Origin of the sequence: Marinoscillum sp. MHG1-6 (genome assembly GCF_024714475.1) — a bacterium.
Classification (GTDB): domain Bacteria; phylum Bacteroidota; class Bacteroidia; order Cytophagales; family Cyclobacteriaceae; genus JAMZMI01.
On the sequence record NZ_JAMZMI010000007.1, the window covers coordinates 170,417 to 191,219 of the forward strand.

Consider the following 20,803-nt stretch of genomic DNA (forward strand, 5'->3'; position numbering starts at 1 on the left):
GTGAACTCCATTTTTAATTTAATTTTGGATTTTTAAATCACAAGATAAAGTATGAACGCACCGGAAAATTTATTCTATACCGAAGATCACGAATGGGTACGGTTCGAAGGAGATGAAGCCTTTATTGGCGTAACTGATTTTGCTCAGGGCGAACTGGGTGATGTTGTTTACGTGGAGATCGAAACCGAAGGCGAATCCCTTGATGCCGGCGAAGTGTTTGGGACAGTAGAAGCAGTTAAGACTGTTTCGGATCTTTTTATGCCCGTTTCCGGTGAAGTACTGGAAATCAACCCATCGCTCGAGGCCAATCCCGAACTAGTAAACTCAGACCCTTATGGCGAAGGTTGGATGATCAAGGTGAAGGTATCAGATAAAGGAGACAAGCTGCTATCTGCGGCAGAATACCTGGAAGTAACCGGTGGCTAATCCATTTAGGCGATCTTTATTGATTTTGTCTATTGTCTGGACAGTACTTTTAGGGGTATTGTTATTGATGCCCGGTTCGGGAAAAAATACCATTCATCTGTTTGCTGGTGAAGACAAACTGGTTCACGGCGGGCTATTTACTGTCTGGATCACCCTGTTATATTCTCTGGTTATTGTATCCCAAAAAAATCAGTATAGCATCACCAGTCTTCTAATTGTACTACTGCTAGGAATAGGAACCGGGATAGGAACCGAGTGGTTACAGAGCTATATTCCCTATCGTACGATGGACACGAATGATTTTATCGCTGACCTTTTGGGAACTATCGCAGCAATCATCACGGTTTTATCCATAAAAAAGCGGCTGATTCTTGTCGATAATAAGTACGAATAGCAATATATTTGAAATCTTGACCTTTTATAGTTTATAAGAATATGGAACTTAAGAAGAACCCAAAAGCTGATCTGACCAAAAAATCGGCCCTATTCATGAATATAGGGTTGACGGTGAGTTTGCTGCTGGTTATAGTGGCTTTCGAATGGAAGACCTATGAAGGCGGTGATCTTGTTGATTTGGGACAGGTTGCAGATGATTTTGAAGATATCCTCGAGATACCACCCACAGAGCAACCACCTCCCCCACCCCCAAAAATCCAGTTACCTGAAATCATAGAGGTGCCGGATGAGGAAGAAATTGAAGAAGAGGTTGAGGTTGAATTAGATGTTGAGATTACTGAAGAAACAGTAATAGAAGATATCGTATTCGAAGAAGGCCCTGAAGAGGAGGTAGTTGAAGAAGTGTTTACCATTGTTGAGGATCCTGCTGAATTCCCTGGTGGATTGGCAGCTTTCTACAAATATGTTGGTGACAACATGAAGTACCCGTCTCAAGCAAGGAGAATGGGTATCGAAGGACGAGTTTATGTTCAGTTCGTTGTGGATAAAGATGGTACGGTAACAGAAGTGCAGGCGGTAAAAGGAATCGGAGCAGGTTGTGACGAAGAAGCTGAAAGAGTACTTCAAAACTGTCCTAAATTCAAGCCGGGAAAACAAAGAGGAAGACCAGTTAAGCAAAGAATGGTTATTCCGATTGTATTCAAGCTTAGCAACTAATACAGATCAAAACATTAATAAAAAGGCCTGCAAATGCAGGCCTTTTTTGTTGCGTCTTTCTTTCGTGATAAAAGGGATCAATCCGAAAACCTGTGGAATATCCCTTCCATTTGCCTTGATGCAAAGGGAAGCCAAAAATCAAGGCTGTGAAGTAATTCCGGAAATTCAAATTCAATAGGTAATGAATCCGAAACTCATCCCGACGTTATCGGGACTCAAACAACGGATTCAAAAATGGGCATCCAACTATTTGAATTTCTGATCGGGATTCCATCAATGCCGAAGACCTCTATGTCAGGCAGGAAAAAATTGTTTAAAAAGTTACTACATGATTTCCATTAGTACCATAGTCAGTCAAGCTCCACAAAATTGAGATGATTACGGCCTATGGCCGAATACATATGAGTCAATGGAAGAAGTCATGCCACCTCCCTTCTTTGCTAATATTTAACAGAATATTAGTTGCTCCCAAAAGGCATATCGGGGTGTCACACCGCAGGCTTTCAGTTCAACACAGTAACAACCTGCGCTCATCACCATCCTTCAGCGTTGGATTGCTCCAGGGCTTTGGCGTATTCCCCATAAAAGGAATCATATGCGGACGGGGTCATAAGGGATGATAAACGCTCCAATATGGGTTTAGCATAGTCACTTAGGTTGATGCTTACCGCAGCCAATACATAGGCCTTGAGTAAAGCAACATTCTTATTATTTATGTCTATAGCGTGTACCAACAGGTCATAGGCCTTTTGTGGATCAACCTCACTGAGGTAATTCGCCACCGCCAGCACGAATCCGGCATCCAGCGCATTTCGATTAGCTAACTGATACATCCCTTGAGACTTAAGGGTATCATCACTCAGCATCAGCTTCGCAAGCGCCGTTTCTCCTTCGTATTTTTGTCCTTCCATGAGAGACACCAAAGCGATCCCTTCATAAATCTCTTGCTTGGATAATAGTGGTTGAAATAAGGAAATATAGCCCTTGATCGCCTCGTAATTTTGTTGTTGGCCCTGCTCCTTCAGAATTTTATTCCAAAGACCGGAAACGTACTTCTCCCCTTTCCCATTGAGTACCAGGCTCAATTCGGCCAGGGAGTACTCTTCATAGAGATAGTAAGCTCTTAAGGCCGCTTGATCCTCATTGAGTTGCCCCCTGTCTGCATTGAACACAATCTTTAATTCATCAATCAACGGTTGAAGTTCGGGGCTACCTAATTTGTCTAGTAAACCTAAGCCATCCTCAAACTGACGTGCTTCAAAATAAGCAACTGCGAGATTAACCGGCGGCATAGTAGTATCTAATGCTGACGCACGCTCAAAGAATCCAATTGCCAATTCAATAGCCTGTTCGTTCAGGCTCATCAACCCCATTTTATCGAAACAGGTGGCCTGCTCCTTCGGGTTAGCGTGATAAGCCATTTCATCGAGTTGTCTCAAAGCATCGCTTACATAACCCAATTTGTATTTGCCTACTGCCAGGGTATTTTGAGCCACGCCATAAATTTCCTCATTTTGTGGTGTACTTAGCGTGGCCTGCAGTCGACTAACAGCCTCTCCATTTCCAAAGTATCCTACACTATTGATGAGATAAGCTGATTTATGCATTGGGTAGGCTAGAAGTCCCGTATCAAACTTCAAAGAGCCTTCCTTCTCATTGGCTTTTAGCAAGGTGGCCAACACATTCGCCTTGACGCCCGCATTTCCAATTTCATAAGACTCACGTGCATCCACGCCCTGTCCAATTCGCCAGAGGTTGGTGAGGTTAGCCTGACTCCAACCGCCAGTCTCAGTCGCTTGATCAAAATAGTCGGCGGCCTGCTCCTTATTTTCAAGGTCTGTATAGATCAACCCAAGATTATTGTACATCGGTGCGCTATTTGGAAACCTCTTGAGGCCTTCCTGCAAACTCACAATTGCGGGAGTGACTTCGCCAAGCATTCCATAGGTAGCAGCCTGATTGACATAACTCTGTTCCGATGGGAATCTCAGGGTAGCACGTCCAAACTTGTAATTCGCCTCTTTGATCTTGTCCTTCTGGAGGTTGAGATATCCGGTTTTATAATTTGACAAATGATTGTCATGACCATAAATGCTCGCTTCGGTGTAGTAGCGCTCTGCTAATCCAGATTCACCCAACACTTCTTGTTGTGCTCCTGCATAATTATAATACCCGGCCTTGAACAACTTGAAAGGCTCCTTCCCTGCCAATAAGAAGAACGCGACCACCGCCACAAGCCCACCAATTCTGGCTGTCACATATGGGAAGTTTTGTTCTTTGTAAGCAATCTTATAAATCTGCAACCCCTCAACCAACGGGTTCACAAAATTGACGATCACATAGAAAAAGAAGAAGGCACCAAACCCTAAGTGAGCATAAAGAATGAAATAGTGATAGCCTTCAAAGATGGGATCATTGCCTCTGGAAAAGGCCAGTGACAAATACCCAAATACTGCCAGCCCCAATCCGGTTAGCAATATGTTTACCTGTGATTCAGAAAGGATCTGCTGATAAAGCTCCTTTTTATATTTTAGTGACCAAAGGGCCACAACAGATGAAATAATCAGAAGAACATACGGATCAAAAAATGGTAGTTCCATCCTGATCATGCCCGCCTTTTTCGCATAAGCCAATCCGATAAAACCTACATAGAAAAGCGAGAAAATCGGAAAATGCTTCTCATTGCCGCTTGATCCCCGGTTTTTAGTAATCAGGTAGAGTATTCCAAAGACGTTTTCTTCTGCCACTATCAACAGAAAAATCAGGAGGATCACTATCATACTAAAATGCAGACCCACCGTCAGTTGCTCCTGAAATGTCACCAAATCAACTCCACCGAAAATCAAAACAATCACCGAAGCCACAGTCAGGCTCAAAAAGCGATAGCCAAATGCGATGTTTTTCAGGTAGGATTGGAAAAGATAGGCCGGGCCAATAAAGAGCAATATGAGTATCGCGTTGCTCCAAATTTTTTCGGTGTACCCAAACCCAAAAAGCGACACTTCTGAAAGTTCAAGGCGAATGAGTAAAAAAATGAATAAAGCTGCGACTCCGGTAAACCAGGTTCGACTCAAAAGCGTAGATAACGCCAGGATCATACAAAGCCCCAGCCATGTAGCAAAAAGTAATATGCCATCTAAGGTAAAATGCCTTTCAACAGGGCCTGCACTAAAGGATTCGGAAATCGTATAAAAAGAACCCGGAATAGCGAGCTGAAAGGGTCCTTTATCAAAAACAAGGGCAGAGTAGTCCTCCTTTTCCGCATGAGCCGTGATTTTCCAGTCAATGTAATTTTCGGCTCCTTGCAAATAGAAGTAACTCATGGCTACTATAGCCACAAGGTAGACGCCAATAAGTATGCGTGAAGTTATATTATCTGAGGACATTGAGTTTACTCGAGTACCTTCGGAACTTTGAAGTAATCACCCTCTTTATCCGGAGCATTTCGAAGACCTCGCTCCTGAGATAGCGGTTCTGTCACCTTATCCTCTCTTAAGGAATTAACCTCAAATGACATATTAGTTAGTGGCTCAATTCCATCGGTATCCAACTCATTCAACTTATCCACCCATTCGAGGATTTCTTCCAAATCCTTTTTCATCTGCCCTTCATGAGAAGCATCCAACTCCAATCGAGCTAAATGAGCAATCTTTTGTAAGGTTTCACTATCTATGTTCATTGATATTCAGGCTTTTCAAAACCTCTGCAATTTAGCCAACAGCCCCGACAATTGCAGACTCATCACAGACTAAGTTCTACGATGACCAGAGGTTTACGTTGACTTCAGAGCAATTAATCATCAGGTTGCACCTAACTTTCAGATTGAATCCCCTCCTACCGTCAATAAAGGTTTCTATGAATTTGACGCAAATTTCTAAATTACCGATCAAATACATTAATCGATTGTATTGAAAGAATCTAGTGATATAAATGTCTACACCAGCAACGCTGGTTTTAAGTGGGTCGTGCTGGCAATCTCTGTGATTATCAGTGCAGGTTCGGTGATCTATACCAATATTCTCGTCAAGCAGATACGGGAACGCGAGAAAAAGCAAATCGACCTCTATGCTAAAACACTAGAATACCTCGCCAATGAGAATGATGCGGTTAATATCTTCCTGATATTGGAGAATATTATTCAGGCCAACAATACGATCCCTGTAATATTGGCTGACCAGAATGGTAATCCGGAGTTTTATAAAAACCTTCCCGGGGCAGATAAACTCGAAGATCCTAAAGAGCGCAAACTTTTTCTTATGGATGAGATTGCTTCTATGAAGTCGGAACGAGAGCCTATTATGGTCACCTTGTCAGACCAGGAGAAAAGAATCTATGGGTATAAATACATCTACTACCGAAACTCTCTTTTGCTGACCCAGCTGAAGTATTACCCGTATGTTCAGCTTTCTATCATCGCCATTTTTGGGCTGATCACCTTTGCCGTTTTTAACTATTCACGAACCGCAGAACAAAACAGGGTTTGGGTAGGTCTTGCCAAAGAAACCGCGCACCAGTTAGGCACTCCTCTCTCCTCGTTGATGGCCTGGGTGGAATACCTGAAAATGAATTACCCTGACGATAAAGAGGTTTACAATGAGTTAAATAAAGACGTAGACCGACTCAGCATGATCACGGAGCGGTTTTCGAGCATCGGGAGCGTACCTCAACTGAAAGAAGAGAATGTCTATCAACACATTCGTGAAGTAGCAACCTACCTCGAACGCAGGATTTCATCCAAGGTAACCATGGAAATAGAATCCATCCCCAATGATCAGGTGTATGCCGCAATCAACACCTCTCTATTTGCCTGGGTCATTGAAAATCTGATCAAAAATGCTGTGGATGCCATGGAGGGTAAAGGTTATATCTATGTGAGGATCATAAAGGCCAAAGATCAGCAGGTAACGATTGACATCACCGATACAGGCAAAGGCATTAGCAAATCCAATGTTGGCCAAATTTTCAAACCTGGCTTCAGCACCAAAAAAAGAGGCTGGGGATTAGGACTGGCGCTGACCAAAAGGATCATTGAAAACTATCACAACGGACGAATATTTGTGAAATCTACCGAGGCCGGCAAAGGCACAACTTTTCGTATCGTATTAAAATCCTGAGTTTTACGCATTCTAGTTTTCTCTTATAGAGATTTAGTTTAATTTCGCATCCGATTCGAGTTATACTTTCTATAAATCAATAATAATGGCTAACAAAGGCAAAATCACTCAGGTTATTGGTCCGGTAGTCGATGTGACATTCGACGCTGAGGGATCCAAGCTTCCTAAGATTCTAGATGCGCTCAAAGTAGTAAAGCAAGACGGAACAGTTGTCGTTCTTGAAGTACAGCAACACCTTGGAGAAGAAGCGGTTAGAACGATCGCGATGGATGCTACCGACGGTATGCTCCGTGGTATGGAAGTTGAGGACCTGGGTTCTCCTATTAAAATGCCAATTGGTGAAGATATTAAAGGACGTCTTTTCAATGTTGTGGGTGAGGCCATTGATGGTCTTCCTCAACCGAAAGGTGACCAGGGTCTTCCAATTCACAGACCTGCACCAAAATTTGAAGATTTGTCTACCTCAACAGAGGTACTATTCACAGGTATCAAAGTAATTGACCTGATCGAGCCTTATGCCAAAGGTGGTAAGATTGGTTTGTTTGGTGGTGCTGGTGTTGGTAAGACCGTATTGATTCAGGAATTGATCAACAACATTGCAAAAGCATATTCTGGTCTTTCAGTATTTGCCGGTGTTGGAGAGCGTACCAGGGAAGGTAATGACCTTCTTCGTGAGATGATCGAGGCTGGTATTGTAAACTACGGTGAGAAATTCAAACACTCTATGGAAGAAGGTGGATGGGATTTGTCATCTGTTGAATCTTCAGACCTTGTAGAGTCAAAAGCAACCTTCGTATTCGGCCAGATGAATGAGCCTCCAGGTGCCCGTGCGCGTGTAGCTCTTTCAGGATTGACGATTGCCGAATACTTCCGTGATGGAGATGGAACAGGAAAAGGTAGAGATATCCTTTTCTTCGTAGATAATATATTCAGATTTACTCAGGCTGGTTCTGAGGTATCTGCCCTTCTTGGACGTATGCCTTCTGCTGTAGGTTACCAACCTACCCTGGCAACAGAGATGGGTCTGATGCAGGAGCGTATTACATCAACAAAAAATGGATCAATCACATCAGTACAGGCCGTTTACGTTCCTGCCGATGACTTGACTGACCCTGCTCCGGCAACTACATTCTCTCACCTTGATGCGACCACCGTACTTTCAAGAAAGATTGCTGAGCTAGGTATCTATCCTGCGGTGGATCCTTTGGATTCAACTTCAAGGATCCTAAGTGCTGACATTCTTGGTGATGAGCATTACAACTGCGCGCAGCGAGTAAAAGAGCTTCTTCAGAGATATAAAGAACTTCAGGACATCATTGCGATCCTGGGTATGGATGAGCTTTCTGATGAAGATAAACTGGTTGTACACAGAGCAAGAAGGGTACAAAGATTCCTTTCTCAACCTTTCCATGTAGCTGAGCAATTCACCGGATTGGCGGGAGTACTTGTTGACATCAAAGACACCATCAGAGGTTTCAACGAAATCATGGATGGCAAATACGATCACCTTCCTGAAGCTGCTTTCAACCTTGTTGGAACGATCGAGCAGGCTGTAGAGAAAGGTGAGAAACTAATGGCTGAGGCTAACGCTTAAGCGGCGTAGCACCAGGTCATTTATTGAGAAAATAACATTTCATTAACGCTTCGACCTCAAACAACAGAGCCGAAGATTGAATAGGAAAGTATGTTTTTAGAAATAGTAACACCGGACGAAAAAGTTTTCGAAGGAGAAGTAGAAAGCGCTTCATTCCCCGGAAGCGACGGTTCATTTCAGGTACTGAACAATCACGCTGCTTTGATCTCAACCCTGGGTAAAGGTGATATCAAGTTGGTAAAACAAGTGGATAAGAAAGTTGAAGAGATCCACATGGAAGTTGAAGGAGGAATTGTAGAGGTGCTTAATAACAAAGTAATGGTATTGGCTGAGAAAATAAATTCTTAAGCCTCACATAATAAAGTTTTTAAAAATCCCCTTTGGTATACCAAAGGGGATTTTTTTTGGATCAAGCAATAAAATTGTGGGGAGATTGTATTCATACGTGAAAACCACTAACAGAAATGTAGAATTGATTACATCTCTTCATTGTATATGATTGCCCTTAAAAGTGACACTAGTCATATCATGATTTTTCAAACAATTTCTTTTTACCCGTCATAGAGGTCTTCGGCATTGAAGGAATTCCGATCAGAAATTCCAATATTTAACGAGCGCTATCGATTCTTAAGATAGATTGGATTCCTTTACTATCCCCCACAGAGTTTCGGATTGACCCATTTTTTTTTGCAAAAGGCTCAATGAGCCTGCAAGATTATAAAGCCTTCAAACACAAAAAAAGGGAGCCATTGGCTCCCTTTTGGTTATAGCATTACATGCTCTATCAATCCATATACAGCGTGTCTACAGAAGTAACCTCGCCGATCACAACGCCAACACCTGACTCAATAGCTGTATTTAGCGTACTATCAGCAGGCTCAGCTACCACATCATAAGTTCCTTCCGGAAGTGCTCTCAACAAGAACATTCCATCTTCATCCGGGTAAGTTGAAGTTGCAGTGTCAGTTCCCTGAATAGCATAGATCACAGCCGCTGAATCAACCGGGCTGATAACACCCTCGATAGCACCTGTAGTAGCTTCAAATACAGCTCTGATCACCGGCTTAAGATTGTATTTACCAGACGAACCAGCAGAAACTACGGACTTGGCCGCATCAAAGTCGATGACCAGTTTGTAAGTAATACCCGCCAGAATATCCGCATGGACATTTAGCTTCAATCCAGATTCCTGACCCGATGGTGTGGTAAGCGCATAAGTCTCGCCGTCCATAACCAAAGAGTTTTCAGTTCCCAGGATCAACCTTACCTGGGCCAATTTCCCTTCAGGAAGTTCTACCTCCCCAAGGAATGCTTCTTCTCCATTTGTCAGCTGTAACAGATCGTACACTCCCATAGTTGCGGACTCAAGTGAAATCCATCCACCTGGATCTCCGGAGGCATTAACCTGCACATCCTGGATGTCCACAAAAACTGAATCATAATCAGCAGGAGCATCTACAAGACTTACTTGGATCTTAGCAGACCCACCCTCGTTATCTGAACAAGACAGAAAGGAAAAGGCAATAAATAGGGCAAGAGTAAATTTTGCAGCTAATTTCATTTTTTTAACGTTTGTTTTGTTAGAGTTAATACTAATATAGAACCGATTGTAACCAAAATAGTTGCAATTCAATTGGGATTTAAAAGGGAATAAATATAAATAATTCGTGAGACATTCTTCGGTAGACGGTCAGTATTTGCTTCAGAAATTCCCCGGAAAGGGTGGATGGACCTACGCCGAAATTCCTGAGATAGCTCAAAACAAGAACAATCCCTTTGGGTGGGTGAAAGTTAAAGGCTCAATAGATGGCTTCGAACTCAACAATTACAAATTGATGCCAATGGGAAATGGGCAGCTTTTTCTCCCTGTTAAAGCATCCATTAGAAAGGCGATCAAAAAATCGGCCGGCGATTCGGTCCATATCATTCTTACTCTCGATGAAAGTCCTCTGGAACTGCCCCAAGAGATGATAGACTGCTTTGACATAGCGTCCCCTGACCTTTTAGAGGCCTTTTATAAGCATTCTGAAGGAGAACGTAAGTATTATTTGGACTGGATATATGATGCGAAGAAAGAGGAGACCAAGGCAGAACGTATTATCAAATTGATTCAACTATTGGAAAATGAAATTCAGAAGAGCTAAAAGAGAAGATGTTGTTGATATTGTTGGGATGCTTGCCAATGATGAACTAGGACAAATAAGAGAAGATTTTAAGAATCCACTCCCTGATAAATATTATTCAGCGTTCGAAAACATTGATCAGGACCATAACCAGGAGTTAATTGTAGTTGAAAATGATGAAAAGAAAATCATTGGGACGATGCAACTCACCTTTGTCCCGTACCTGACCTACCAGGGAGGTGTAAGGGCTCAGATTGAAGCGGTGAGAATTAGAGAAGACCAAAGAGGCATGGGAGTCGGAGAGAAAATGTTCCAATGGGCGATCAATCGAGCAAAGGAACGCGGTGCGCACCTCGTCCAACTAACCTCAGACAAAAAGCGACCAGGCGCGCTTCGGTTTTATGAAAAATTGGGTTTCAAAGCTTCTCACGAAGGAATGAAGCTTCACCTATGAAGCCTGATCACTAACCTATTCAAATGGAGGCCACAAAAAAATGGCTCAGTTTTCACCAAGCCATTTTTTCAATTTCAATCATATACCTGATCAGAACTCCACGGTAGGAGCATTTTCCGCCCCGGCGTCCGCCTGAAAGAGTGCCTTTCGCTCAAAACCAAACATCCCTGCAAACATCGTATTTGGAAATACCCGAATAAAGGTGTTATAGTCCTGTGTTATCTCATTATAACGTTTTCTAGCCACTGCGATACGATTCTCCGTTCCTTCCAATTGTGCTTGTAGCTCAAGAAAGTTCTGATTAGACTTCAGTTCCGGATACCTTTCTACAGTTACCAACAATCGGGATAAAGCTGAATTCAGCTGTCCCTGAGCGGCCTGAAATTGCTGAAGGTTTTCCTCGGTCAGATTATCGGCATTGATATTCAGACTTGAGGCTTTGGCCCTTGCTTCTGTTACACCAACCAAAACGTCCTGTTCTTGCTGAGCAAACCCTTTAACCGTATTCACCAGATTCGGGATCAGATCAGAACGCCTCTGATATTGAGTTTCTACATTGGACCAGGCAGTATTCACCGCTTCGTCCTTAGCTACCATACCGTTATATTTTCCAGAAAAAAAGCTGTAGATGATAAAAACTAATATGACTACAACTATTATGGTTATCCATTTTTTATTCATTGGGCCGATCTTTAATTTTTAGCTTACGTTTGTTTCAATTTTACAAGAATACGAGAACTAACGATTTTGTGAAAATTAGGATACTATTTCTACTCTTTCTATACTGTTTTGGGTTCAGTCTATTTGCTCAGAACATTCCACTCCCTAAACTCACCCAACGAGTAACGGACCAAACAGGCACGCTAGGTAGTGGCGAAAAAAGTGCACTGGAACAGAAGCTCAAAAACTTCGAGTCAGCAAAGGGTAGCCAGGTCGTTATTGTAATAATACCGACAACCGGGGATGAAACCATAGAACAGTATAGCATTCGACTCGCAGAGGATTGGAAAATTGGCCGTGATGGAGTAGATGACGGAGTCATCATGCTTTTCGCCATGCAAGATCGTAAAATGCGAATCGAAGTAGGATACGGCTTAGAAGGTGCCTTGACCGACGCATTATCAAAAAGAATCATCACGAATGTTATTATCCCCGATTTCAGATCCGGGCATTTTTATCGTGGCATCGACCATGGACTAGATATAGTATTGAGTGCGATCAATGGAGAGGCCCTTCCTCCTGTAGTCACTAGAACCTCAACCTCCAGTTCAAATCGCAATGGAAAAAATCCTCTGGGGGCATTTGTCTTCCCCTTGATGGTAGTCGTGTTTATCGGAGCTGGAATTGCCCGGTCAGTACTCGGTAAAAAATATGGCAAAGGGAAAGTGACAGGGGTTCTCGCAGGGATTATTTTCTTGTTGAGCTGGATATTTATAAGTCTTGCTGCAGCCATTTTCATCACCGCTATTGTAAGCATATTTATTTCCGTTCCATCGGGAGGAGGAGGTAGACGTGGCGGAGGTGGAGGCTTCTTCATGGGAGGCGGCTACGGTGGTGGGTTTTCCGGAGGCGGAGGATTTGGCGGTGGTTTCTCCGGTGGTGGGGGCGGTTTTGGAGGTGGAGGCGCTTCCGGCGGTTGGTAATTTTTTTGAATCAATATGGCGAAATATACATTCACATCAGGGGAAAAGGAACAGGTCAAACAGGCCGTAAAAGATCTGGAAAAGGTATCGTGCGGAGAAATTGTGCCCTACTTCGTGAATAGCAGTGATGATTATTCAGAAGCTACCTGGTACTCGAGTGCTTCTCTGGGGGCCATTTCCACAATTGTCATGGGTTTGCTTTCTTACACGTGGATGCTTCCCTTTCATCTGACGCCACTGGAGGTTTCTATCGTTATACTCATCTCTCTTATTATTGGATTTTTAGTCCCGGTGGTTCTGCCTCAATCGCGAAGACTGATCATTTCAAGAGACAAGCAGGAACAACGAGTTCGCCAAAGGGCTGCTGAAGCATTCCTGACAGAAAAAGTATATCAGACGGAAGAAAAAGTTGGCATCCTGATCTTTGTAAGCCAACTGGAGCATCAGGTCCTTGTCATTGGAGATGAAGGCATCAATGAAAAAGTAAAGCCAGGTGACTGGGAAGAAGTGGTCAACCTAATCATTGAAGGTATTAAGTCCGGACAAACTTCTGTCGGACTAATTAAAGCCATTAACCAATGTAAAGATCTCCTCTTAGCTAATGGCTTTGTGCGAAAATCCACAGACTTTAATGAACTTGATGACGATCTTCGAATAGAAGATTAGCTCACCACTTTACCACAAAGTCTACAAAAGGAAACGCTGCACCCTCTGCACCCATAAAAGCCAGGTCCACTGCTATCTTCTCTCCGAAAAAACGAACGCCCATCGACCAGATGGTTACGTCCTGTAAAATCCAGTTTTCAGAAATAAAGGATGCCTTCCGGGCGATTCGGAGCATTCCACTGACGGTAACGGTGGTTCCACTTTGAAATCCATCTTCATCATAACCCCATCCCATCCCAAGACTAAAATTATTATCTAAATTTCCGAGGGTTGTTACTCCATAGGCTACACCAAAAGGAGTCCAGTTACCCTCCCAATCCGAGAAACTCATATGGAGCAATCCTGCACCGAGATACACATTCTCGGTAGTCTCTAATCCCACCTTAGGGGTCAGCGCTACAAAAAGTGGTCTCTGACCGTTCATAGGGCTTGCGAGTTCCGTGGCTCCACCAATAGCAAAATGGTTGGAGACACCAATATTAATGGAGTTGACGAATAGCAGCGCATTTTGAAAATACCCTTCTCCTTTTTTCAGGGGAATGGCAGAGGTCGAAAGCAAATAACGTGTTGGGTTGGGGTTATCGAACCAGTATCTTCCTGATTTTATCGATTCTGACTTCACCTTTTCCACCTCCTTTATTCGATCCAGTGGAACTTCAACCCGCAGAAGCGCACTTGTCTGAAGAACCACATGGGTTTCATCGTAGCTAAGAACTTTTCCAAGAATTTTATCCTCATTAACCAACTCAATGAGATAATATCCAACAGTGTCAAAGTCATATTGATGTGGATCAATCTGGCTGTACAAATCCCCGGTTTTGGCTACCAAAATGGAGATTATTAAAATTTTCAATAAAGTTTTCATGACGACCAGGCTTTTGATCAAAGGACGCTAAACATCATGTGATCCACGAACGGGTTTTCACGTCTTCATTCCCAACTTTCTTATTTACTGAATATTCATTCCCCTTCAGAGCGAGCAATTGTTCAGAATGCAAAACCCCAGTCCATTTCAGCATCCAGTTGCATATTTTGCAAAAATCATTCAGCCCATTTGAGCTACGTCGTTAAAATTTCCCGATTCTACCACAGCCACTCATGGAAGTTGAGTGCATTAAGAATGATTATTTTCATAAATTTCTACTCATTCTCACCCCCTATCAATATTTATGAAACAGCGCCTATTGGTTATCAACCTCACCTGCCTATTTGCAACAGCTTTTGCGCTCACTACTTTTCTTCATGAACTGGCCCATGCCCTCACAGCCAACATCCTGGGTATCGAATCTACCTTGTTCCACTCCTATGTTTCCTATGATGACGACCAGGTGTCCAAAACACATCAAATGCTCATTGCAGCAAATGGTCCGCTGTTTTCTCTGCTACAGGCTGTCATCTGCTTTGTACTGATCAGAAAAAGAAAATCAGCAGATTTCGGAGGTATTTTTCTTTGGTGGATGGCGGTAATCGGGACGGTAGTTTTTTTGGGCTATGTCATGATGGGGCCATTTATTCCCTACGGCGACACCGGTAAGGTTTATGCACTGCTTTCGATTCCACCGGCAGTTACCTTACCGCTGATGGGACTGGCTATTTTCGCAATTATCCTCTTCTTCAAAAAAGCCACACCACTACTAAAAGAAATGCTCGTGACCATCAAAACGGCCCTTAACCTGAATGGCCAACAAGCCTTTATTCAGCTCTTTTTCATTCCTGTTGTCATTGGTACTTTTCTGAACCTTGGCAATTCTTTACCCGCACCTACTCCGATTAGCCTCGCCCTGCCAGTGGTGGTAAGTTTAACCATGATTCCATCTGCCATCAGGTTGGGCAAAAACGAATGGACCGATTCAGGGTCCGTTTTCAAATTTTCTTTGGGAAGCTATTGGCCAATTGCTTCCATGATTCTGTCCACCATCGTCTTGCGCTTCTTAGCATCGGGACTTACGCTTTGAGATCAAAATGCTCCATAGTTCTCAGTCGAATGCATTATTCTCGCTAATATTGAGCCCAATTTGAATATCTCGCCATGCTCATTACCGATCAGATAATCTTCTTTGAACTGCAAAAGACAGGATGCACGCATACCAGAAGAATATTATCGACCCTTTATGCGGACAATCATCAAATTATTGGAAAGCACAATGCTTATGATACGGTTCCTAAAAAGGTTCTGGGCGATTTTGAAGGCAAAACCAAGGTCGGCAACATCCGTAACCCGTGGGACTGGTATATTTCGTTATGGGCCTACGGCTGCCAGCATCGAGGGGGTCTCTACAGGAGAGTGGCGTTAAACAACTACCTGTTCCTTTTTTCAAAAAAGAGGTTCCTGGATTTGATAAACACGGGGCCTTATGGTCGATACCCTAAACTGGATACTCAGCTATGGCAGCAGGTTTATTCAGATGTCAACAATTACGAAAACTTTAATGCCTGGCTGAAACTGGTCTTACAAAGCAAAGAGCACGGTATTGGAGAGGGCTTTAAGATCGGCAACATTTCCCAATTCGCCGGTCTCATGACCTTTCGCTATTTTCAGCTGTACGCTTATCGCAAAAAGCTCAATTCCGTTCATTCCCTGAAGGAGCTTCGAGACTTTGACCAAAAAGAAAACTTCATGGATGTCATCATCAGAAATGAAAACCTCCATAGCGATCTTCTTGAAAATGTCGATAAACTGAAATGCAGCCAGGAAGAATTGACCAAAGTACTCGGGAGTTTTGCCAAACGTACCAACACTTCAGAAAGAGATAAGGACTACCGAAAATATTATGACGAGGAGTCTGTGAAGCTGGTTCAACAAAAGGAAAAGTTCATTATAGAAAAGTACGGCTACTCATTCGGGTGATGGTACCCCAATTATCAGGACAGGGATAGTTCGTCTTTGAGTATTTGATGATCCAAACTTAAGTCAGCAAACATCTGCTTCAACCGTCTGTTTTCCTCTTCCAACTCCTTGAGTTTCTTTAACTCATTGGCTTCCATACCTCCATATTTCTTTCGCCCGGCGACCCGGTTCCAATTGTAGAGGGTAGACTTATGGATACCATATTCACGGCAGATGCTCTCCTGATCTCTGCCTGATTCATGTTCTTTAAGCGCTTTAACTATCTGCGCTTCGGATATTCTTCGCTTCTTCATTTTGACTGTTTAAATGTACAATTTTTGTCGTCTTTCAAACAGTCCTATTTTTAGGGAAGCTTACAGCGTAGGGAACAACGTGGGGTGTGCAAGCCTGGCGGGCGTGACTTTGAAGCCCATTAGCAAGCTAGCAGTATAATTTCCTTAAGTAGTGGCTTGTGTTAAAGTTTTTCCCAAGAGAGGGAGCCGGGGAGCTGGAGTGGGTCTGGCCTTGGTTTTGAAACCTCGTTGTTTCATTTCCTCAAAACCAACAGGGCTAGCGTTGGGAGGATTAAGCGCCAACTTTAGTTCAGACCTACTTGATGAGAAGCGGAAAGCCTCAGTGGCTAGATAAAAGATTAGCATAACCACCTCCAAGATAACGGTTTGGCTATGATTTCGGCGTGGAATCGTCCGAAGGACTGTTCCGCAGAGAAATCAGTTTAAATATAGGTTTTACCTTTGTTTTTTGCACCATCGCCACGCTGAATTATAGCCAGTGTTACCTACTTTTATTATTATTCAAAAATATCCTTAACGACTATATTGGAGCCGAAGAAAGGTCGAAAATATATTGTTTTTTCCGGTTGAACTATTAACGAAAAAACTTCTTCCTGTTCTTCCGTTGTAAATTGAGATTTATAACAACTTATTGCCTCTCTCACAACTTGTATATCCTTTTCGTCATAGGGTATTTGATAGGTCAAGTATTTCATTTGAGTCTTATGGAGATTTTCTGCAAAATAATTGGCTAAATCGGTTTTGAATTGATGCTCTGAAAGTGGATTTTCAGTTGGCCAACCAACATAAAGTAGTTGATTGGGAATACTGTCCTTAGCTTGAAAGACTTCGGTAACAATATCGCTGACAATTCGATGGTCAGGATGTCCATATCCTCCATCTGCACCCCAAGTAATTACAACATCAGGTTGGTATTTTTTAAATAAACTGTCGATTTTATCATCTAGTGAATAAATGTTTTCCCTTAATGCTAATTCATCGTCTGCATAATTTAACAGAATAGGTGGATTAATGCCAAGAGTTTTTGTTATACACATTGCTTCATCTTCCCGTACCTTGGTAAGGGAATCACCAACCGGTATTTGAGCATGTGGCGTCACCCCTTTAGAGCCGTCGGTTACAGTCACCAAATAAATAGTTACACCGTCTCTGGAATATTTTGACAGAATAGGCAAGATTGGACTTTCATCATCTGAATGGGAATAAATTGCCATAATACTTTTTCCACTGCTTGATGATGAAGTAGATGCCTGTTTGTAAGTGTTCTCTTTGTTACATGAAATTACCATTAGAAAAATGCAAATAAACGGTGCAAGCTTTTTCATTTTGATTTAATTAATGGTTCATAATTTTTTAATTGTAAGTAACGGTTGGCATATGAAAAGAAGCCGGTTTAAACACGGACTTTTTGAGTTTAAACTGATTTTAAATTTATGAAAATCAGTTTATAGTAAGTACTTTACCCTCTATTTTTTATATACATTGTTGGCTGTTGTGCTTTCCAGTTGCCACTACAATATCCAGATTAGTCCAAAATACTTTTCTTTCGGGTCCGTAAGATGGTATCTTCATATGTTACTGGCAATTCTTACTCTATTTCTCAAATATGGAATTGATTTAATTTCAATCATTTAAGTTTATATCTGTAAAGAACACTTGAACCTTTCGTAAATGGAATCTTTCCTGCTGTCCAATAAAGATATTCTCCCTTGTCATCAATTGCAGTATTAGAAGTAAAGTTAGGAGTTTGAATATGAGCTAAAAGAACTCCTCTTGGAGAAATAAACCAGACGCCCCCCCATCCTGCAGCCACTATTACGCCTTCCTTTGTAACTGCCATCCCATCCCATGCTAGCACGGTTGAAGGGATGGTATGTTTCCACATTTCTTGGAGATTAAAGAAGTTAGTTGATTTCACAATATCCCCTGCATCGTCTAATTCATAGCATAATAATCTTCCCGTTTCTGAATCTGAAACATATAAAAACTTATTATCAGGAGATACTCCAATTCCGTTAGGGGACTTTAATGAATCTATTAATACCTGTACATTATTGTTTTCGATTTTGTAAACTCCGTTAAAAGATAATTCTTTTAATTCATCCCAATCCCCATTTGTTAATCCATAAACCGGATCTGTAAAATAGAGAATTCCATTAGAACCTAATGCAATGTCATTTGGGCTATTGAATTTTTTCCCTTCATAACTTTTCACGAAGTCGATAATTTTCTTATTTGATTTGGGATTAATTATTTTGCCAATCTGCCTCATTGTGTAATTGGTTGATTGATAATTTCCCTGCATCAAGAGTAAATCTCTATTCCCATCAAGCAACAATCCATTTGCAAATCCCGATGGTTCAAGCCAAACTGAGAGGCCCGTCTTACTGTTCCAGAAATAAATCTTGTTTTCAGGTATATCAGAAAATAAAATACCGTTTAAGGCGTCAACCCAAACAGGTCCTTCTAGCCAAAATTTATCCGAAACTATTTTTTCGATTTTGTTTTTACTTGAAAAGAACTCTTCAAATTGATCTGAAAAAACCAGGAGTTCAGGAAATGTAATATTATCCTTTTGTATTATTTCATTGTTATTTTGAGCAGGAGCAATCCAGCTAAAGCCAAAGAATGTAAACAATAGTATTAAATATTTCATAATTGATACTTTTAAATAAGTTTAGATGTTCCTGCTTTCTACAACTGCTAATTCATTTTAGTACATCTGCATTACATCAACGACCAAATAAAATGAGTATGCGCCACAGTTGCTAGAAGCATTGAGGTTTCTGTCTCGTATTGTCCTTTCAGAGGGCTCAGTTCGCATATTCATTTTAGTGCTTGTTGTGGCACGTTATTTAGTTTTTCGAAATTCGTATCGTCCATATTCTATGAAATCGGCAACTTTAAGCGACAGGCCAAGAACCTCATTATTGTCAATCTCAAAAGGTATTTCTTCTACACCAAATGTAGAATTGGAATAGGTACATAGGAAAGTATCTTTCTTTAGATGCTCAAGCGTTGCGGTCAAATTCGGGTGGTTCGAAAATGTAATCATTAGTTGATTTTGTCTTCTCGAAATATCTATTGTACCATACACTTCATTGGAGTAATTACCGGAATAAGCATTCAATTGAAGAGTTGGATTATTTGATTCCTGAACTACGAGACGGAGTGAATCGATTCGGAGCTGATCTCTTTGTCTCCGATCTTCAAAGCGGGCAAGGGAATTGGAACTATGGTTTTTAAAAGGTATCCCTAAAAAAGCGTCTCTAATTTCATTTGTTAGATCGTTGTAGAAATTGTTTTGATCCGAATTTGTCAGAACTACAATTCCAAGTTGTAGTTCTGGGATTAGCATCATTTGCGTTAAAAATCCATCAACTGCTCCTCCATGAGAATACACGAGAGTACCATCTCTATCATTAATCATTAGCCCTAATCCGTATAAGTAAAAATGCGTAAACTGGTTGTCGCCCGGATCAAGCCGCAATATCGAAGCAGGGGTTTTAAGAGAGCGAACCGCCCGAGCAGGCAAAATTTGCTCAGAATTAATATTTCCATCATTCATGAGGCAATCTAACCATTTGAGTAGGTTAGGAACATTAGAGGCCATGCTTCCAGCTGGGGCTAAACTATTCATGTTAGTAATTGGAATTATTGAAATTTCCCCATTAACTATAGAATGTGGCATTGCTATATTTGGAGCGTTCCTAAATTCATAGTCCAGCATCATTGTTTGATTCATTTTCAACGGATTCAGAATACTGTCCTTTACAGTTTCTTCCCAACTGCGTCCAATTATTCTAGGAATTAATTCACCTGCTGTAACGAATGCTGCATTGCAATATCCCCATCTAGTTCGGAATGAATGAGGAGCTTCTAGAAGGCCCATTTTCTCAATAACTTGGGCTCGAGTTAGATTTGAGTTCCAGCATGTGAAATCTCCCTGATAGGTCTCAAATCCAATTCTATGTGAGAGTAGATCCGTAAGGTTAAGTTCTCTAGAGGTTAAAGTGTCTCTTAACCCAAATTCTGGCATCCATTTTTGAACCTTATCTTCTAAACTCAGTTGACCTGATTCAGCTAGAATTGCTAGGGACATTGCCGTAAAAGATTTGGTATTTGAACCAATCATGAAAAGTGTGTTTTCATCTACAGTTTCACTACCATCAATGCTCTTAACACCAAAACCTTTAGCATAAATTAATTTTCCATCCTTCGCTATACCTACAGCCAGTCCTGGTATTCTCCATTCTTCTAGTCCTTTGTTGATGTAGCTTTCCAAGCTATCGGTGATGAAGCTCGGCAATTCAACTTCTTGAGCTTTTAGGAAGAGCGAAAACGAGATCAAACAAAAGAAAGTTAGCGGTATCTTTTTCATTGAGTGAATTTTATGTGCCCCAACCTTTAGCTTCCCTTCCTATAAATATTCCAAGAAACTGAATTTAATAACTTAAAGATAGGAAAGGCAGGTTTTGAACCAAGCGCTAACCAGGATTTGAGACCTATTGGTCGATTTGGTACCTGCT

At 41.7% G+C, this 20,803-nt stretch carries 20 protein-coding genes and 1 pseudogene; 12 read left to right on the forward strand and 9 right to left on the reverse strand.

Going from position 1 to position 20,803, the window contains the following annotated elements:
• Positions 1 to 51: 51 nt before the first annotated feature.
• Genes gcvH through NXR94_RS14975 form a run of 3 tightly spaced genes read left to right on the forward strand, consistent with a single transcriptional unit; the run spans position 52 to position 1,539 of the window.
• Positions 52 to 426: a glycine cleavage system protein GcvH gene (gcvH, locus tag NXR94_RS14965; RefSeq protein ID WP_258105468.1), complete on the forward strand. Its 375-nt coding sequence runs from the start codon at positions 52 to 54 to the stop codon at positions 424 to 426.
• A gap of 25 nt (positions 427 to 451) precedes the next feature.
• On the forward strand, positions 452 to 820 hold the full coding sequence (locus NXR94_RS14970; RefSeq protein WP_258105469.1) for a VanZ family protein: 369 nt from the start codon (positions 452 to 454) through the stop codon (positions 818 to 820).
• Between the two features lie 41 nt (positions 821 to 861).
• Positions 862 to 1,539 carry an energy transducer TonB gene (locus NXR94_RS14975; protein ID WP_258105470.1) on the forward strand — a complete coding sequence of 226 codons (678 nt, stop codon included), beginning with the start codon at positions 862 to 864 and terminating at the stop codon, positions 1,537 to 1,539.
• 533 nt (positions 1,540 to 2,072) lie between these two features.
• Here the strand turns inward: NXR94_RS14975 and NXR94_RS14980 are convergent.
• Positions 2,073 to 4,925: a hypothetical protein gene (locus NXR94_RS14980; protein WP_258105471.1), complete on the reverse strand. Its 2,853-nt coding sequence runs from the start codon at positions 4,923 to 4,925 to the stop codon at positions 2,073 to 2,075.
• Positions 4,926 to 4,930: 5 nt separating this feature from the next.
• Positions 4,931 to 5,218, reverse strand: a complete 288-nt coding sequence (gene gatC / locus NXR94_RS14985) for an Asp-tRNA(Asn)/Glu-tRNA(Gln) amidotransferase subunit GatC (RefSeq protein WP_258105472.1) — start codon at positions 5,216 to 5,218, stop codon at positions 4,931 to 4,933.
• A gap of 229 nt (positions 5,219 to 5,447) precedes the next feature.
• Between gatC and NXR94_RS14990 the strand changes: the two genes are divergently transcribed.
• From NXR94_RS14990 to atpC, 3 genes are all read left to right on the forward strand, one after another.
• Complete coding sequence (locus NXR94_RS14990; RefSeq protein ID WP_258105473.1) at positions 5,448 to 6,653, forward strand: PAS domain-containing sensor histidine kinase; 1,206 nt, start codon at positions 5,448 to 5,450, stop codon at positions 6,651 to 6,653.
• 85 nt (positions 6,654 to 6,738) lie between these two features.
• On the forward strand, positions 6,739 to 8,247 hold the full coding sequence (gene atpD / locus NXR94_RS14995; RefSeq protein WP_258105474.1) for a F0F1 ATP synthase subunit beta: 1,509 nt from the start codon (positions 6,739 to 6,741) through the stop codon (positions 8,245 to 8,247).
• Positions 8,248 to 8,337: 90 nt separating this feature from the next.
• Entirely contained in the window at positions 8,338 to 8,595 is a 258-nt protein-coding gene (atpC, locus tag NXR94_RS15000; RefSeq protein ID WP_258105475.1) for an ATP synthase F1 subunit epsilon, read from the forward strand.
• Between the two features lie 436 nt (positions 8,596 to 9,031).
• On the opposite strand, the gene NXR94_RS15005 is transcribed toward atpC, so the two are convergent.
• Positions 9,032 to 9,808, reverse strand: coding sequence for a DUF4382 domain-containing protein (locus NXR94_RS15005; RefSeq protein WP_258105476.1), 777 nt, complete (start codon positions 9,806 to 9,808; stop codon positions 9,032 to 9,034).
• Between the two features lie 106 nt (positions 9,809 to 9,914).
• Between NXR94_RS15005 and NXR94_RS15010 the strand changes: the two genes are divergently transcribed.
• Together NXR94_RS15010 and NXR94_RS15015 are read left to right on the forward strand one after the other, a co-directional pair.
• Positions 9,915 to 10,391 carry a YdeI/OmpD-associated family protein gene (locus tag NXR94_RS15010; RefSeq protein WP_258105477.1) on the forward strand — a complete coding sequence of 159 codons (477 nt, stop codon included), beginning with the start codon at positions 9,915 to 9,917 and terminating at the stop codon, positions 10,389 to 10,391.
• Positions 10,372 to 10,824 carry a GNAT family N-acetyltransferase gene (locus tag NXR94_RS15015; RefSeq protein ID WP_258105478.1) on the forward strand — a complete coding sequence of 151 codons (453 nt, stop codon included), beginning with the start codon at positions 10,372 to 10,374 and terminating at the stop codon, positions 10,822 to 10,824. The genes NXR94_RS15010 and NXR94_RS15015 overlap by 20 nt, the downstream gene beginning before the upstream one ends.
• A gap of 90 nt (positions 10,825 to 10,914) precedes the next feature.
• On the opposite strand, the gene NXR94_RS15020 is transcribed toward NXR94_RS15015, so the two are convergent.
• Positions 10,915 to 11,505 carry a LemA family protein gene (locus NXR94_RS15020; protein ID WP_258105479.1) on the reverse strand — a complete coding sequence of 197 codons (591 nt, stop codon included), beginning with the start codon at positions 11,503 to 11,505 and terminating at the stop codon, positions 10,915 to 10,917.
• 68 nt (positions 11,506 to 11,573) lie between these two features.
• Here NXR94_RS15020 and NXR94_RS15025 point away from each other — a divergent pair, with 68 nt between their 5' ends.
• Both NXR94_RS15025 and NXR94_RS15030 read left to right on the forward strand, forming a co-directional pair.
• On the forward strand, positions 11,574 to 12,467 hold the full coding sequence (locus NXR94_RS15025) for a YgcG family protein (RefSeq protein WP_258105480.1): 894 nt from the start codon (positions 11,574 to 11,576) through the stop codon (positions 12,465 to 12,467).
• Between the two features lie 15 nt (positions 12,468 to 12,482).
• A complete protein-coding gene (locus NXR94_RS15030; RefSeq protein ID WP_258105481.1) occupies positions 12,483 to 13,133 on the forward strand; it encodes a TPM domain-containing protein in 651 nt (216 codons plus the stop codon).
• Between the two features lies 1 nt (position 13,134).
• Here NXR94_RS15030 and NXR94_RS15035 read toward each other — a convergent pair whose 3' ends face one another.
• Complete coding sequence (locus tag NXR94_RS15035; protein ID WP_258105482.1) at positions 13,135 to 13,998, reverse strand: hypothetical protein; 864 nt, start codon at positions 13,996 to 13,998, stop codon at positions 13,135 to 13,137.
• A 304-nt stretch (positions 13,999 to 14,302) separates the two neighbouring features.
• Between NXR94_RS15035 and NXR94_RS15040 the strand changes: the two genes are divergently transcribed.
• On the forward strand, positions 14,303 to 15,088 hold the full coding sequence (locus NXR94_RS15040) for a hypothetical protein (RefSeq protein ID WP_258105483.1): 786 nt from the start codon (positions 14,303 to 14,305) through the stop codon (positions 15,086 to 15,088).
• Between the two features lie 74 nt (positions 15,089 to 15,162).
• Complete coding sequence (locus NXR94_RS15045; RefSeq protein ID WP_258105484.1) at positions 15,163 to 15,981, forward strand: sulfotransferase family 2 domain-containing protein; 819 nt, start codon at positions 15,163 to 15,165, stop codon at positions 15,979 to 15,981.
• 32 nt (positions 15,982 to 16,013) lie between these two features.
• Here NXR94_RS15045 and NXR94_RS15050 read toward each other — a convergent pair.
• From NXR94_RS15050 to NXR94_RS15065, 4 genes and pseudogenes are all read right to left on the reverse strand, one after another.
• Positions 16,014 to 16,274, reverse strand: a pseudogene (locus NXR94_RS15050) (transposase); the annotation flags it as partial.
• 497 nt (positions 16,275 to 16,771) lie between these two features.
• Positions 16,772 to 17,599 (reverse strand): PIG-L deacetylase family protein, encoded by an 828-nt coding sequence (locus NXR94_RS15055; protein ID WP_258105485.1) that lies wholly within the window; start codon positions 17,597 to 17,599, stop codon positions 16,772 to 16,774.
• Between the two features lie 302 nt (positions 17,600 to 17,901).
• Positions 17,902 to 18,930 (reverse strand): SMP-30/gluconolactonase/LRE family protein, encoded by a 1,029-nt coding sequence (locus tag NXR94_RS15060; protein ID WP_258105486.1) that lies wholly within the window; start codon positions 18,928 to 18,930, stop codon positions 17,902 to 17,904.
• 195 nt (positions 18,931 to 19,125) lie between these two features.
• Positions 19,126 to 20,655, reverse strand: a complete 1,530-nt coding sequence (locus NXR94_RS15065; protein WP_258105487.1) for a serine hydrolase — start codon at positions 20,653 to 20,655, stop codon at positions 19,126 to 19,128.
• Positions 20,656 to 20,803 lie beyond the last annotated feature (148 nt).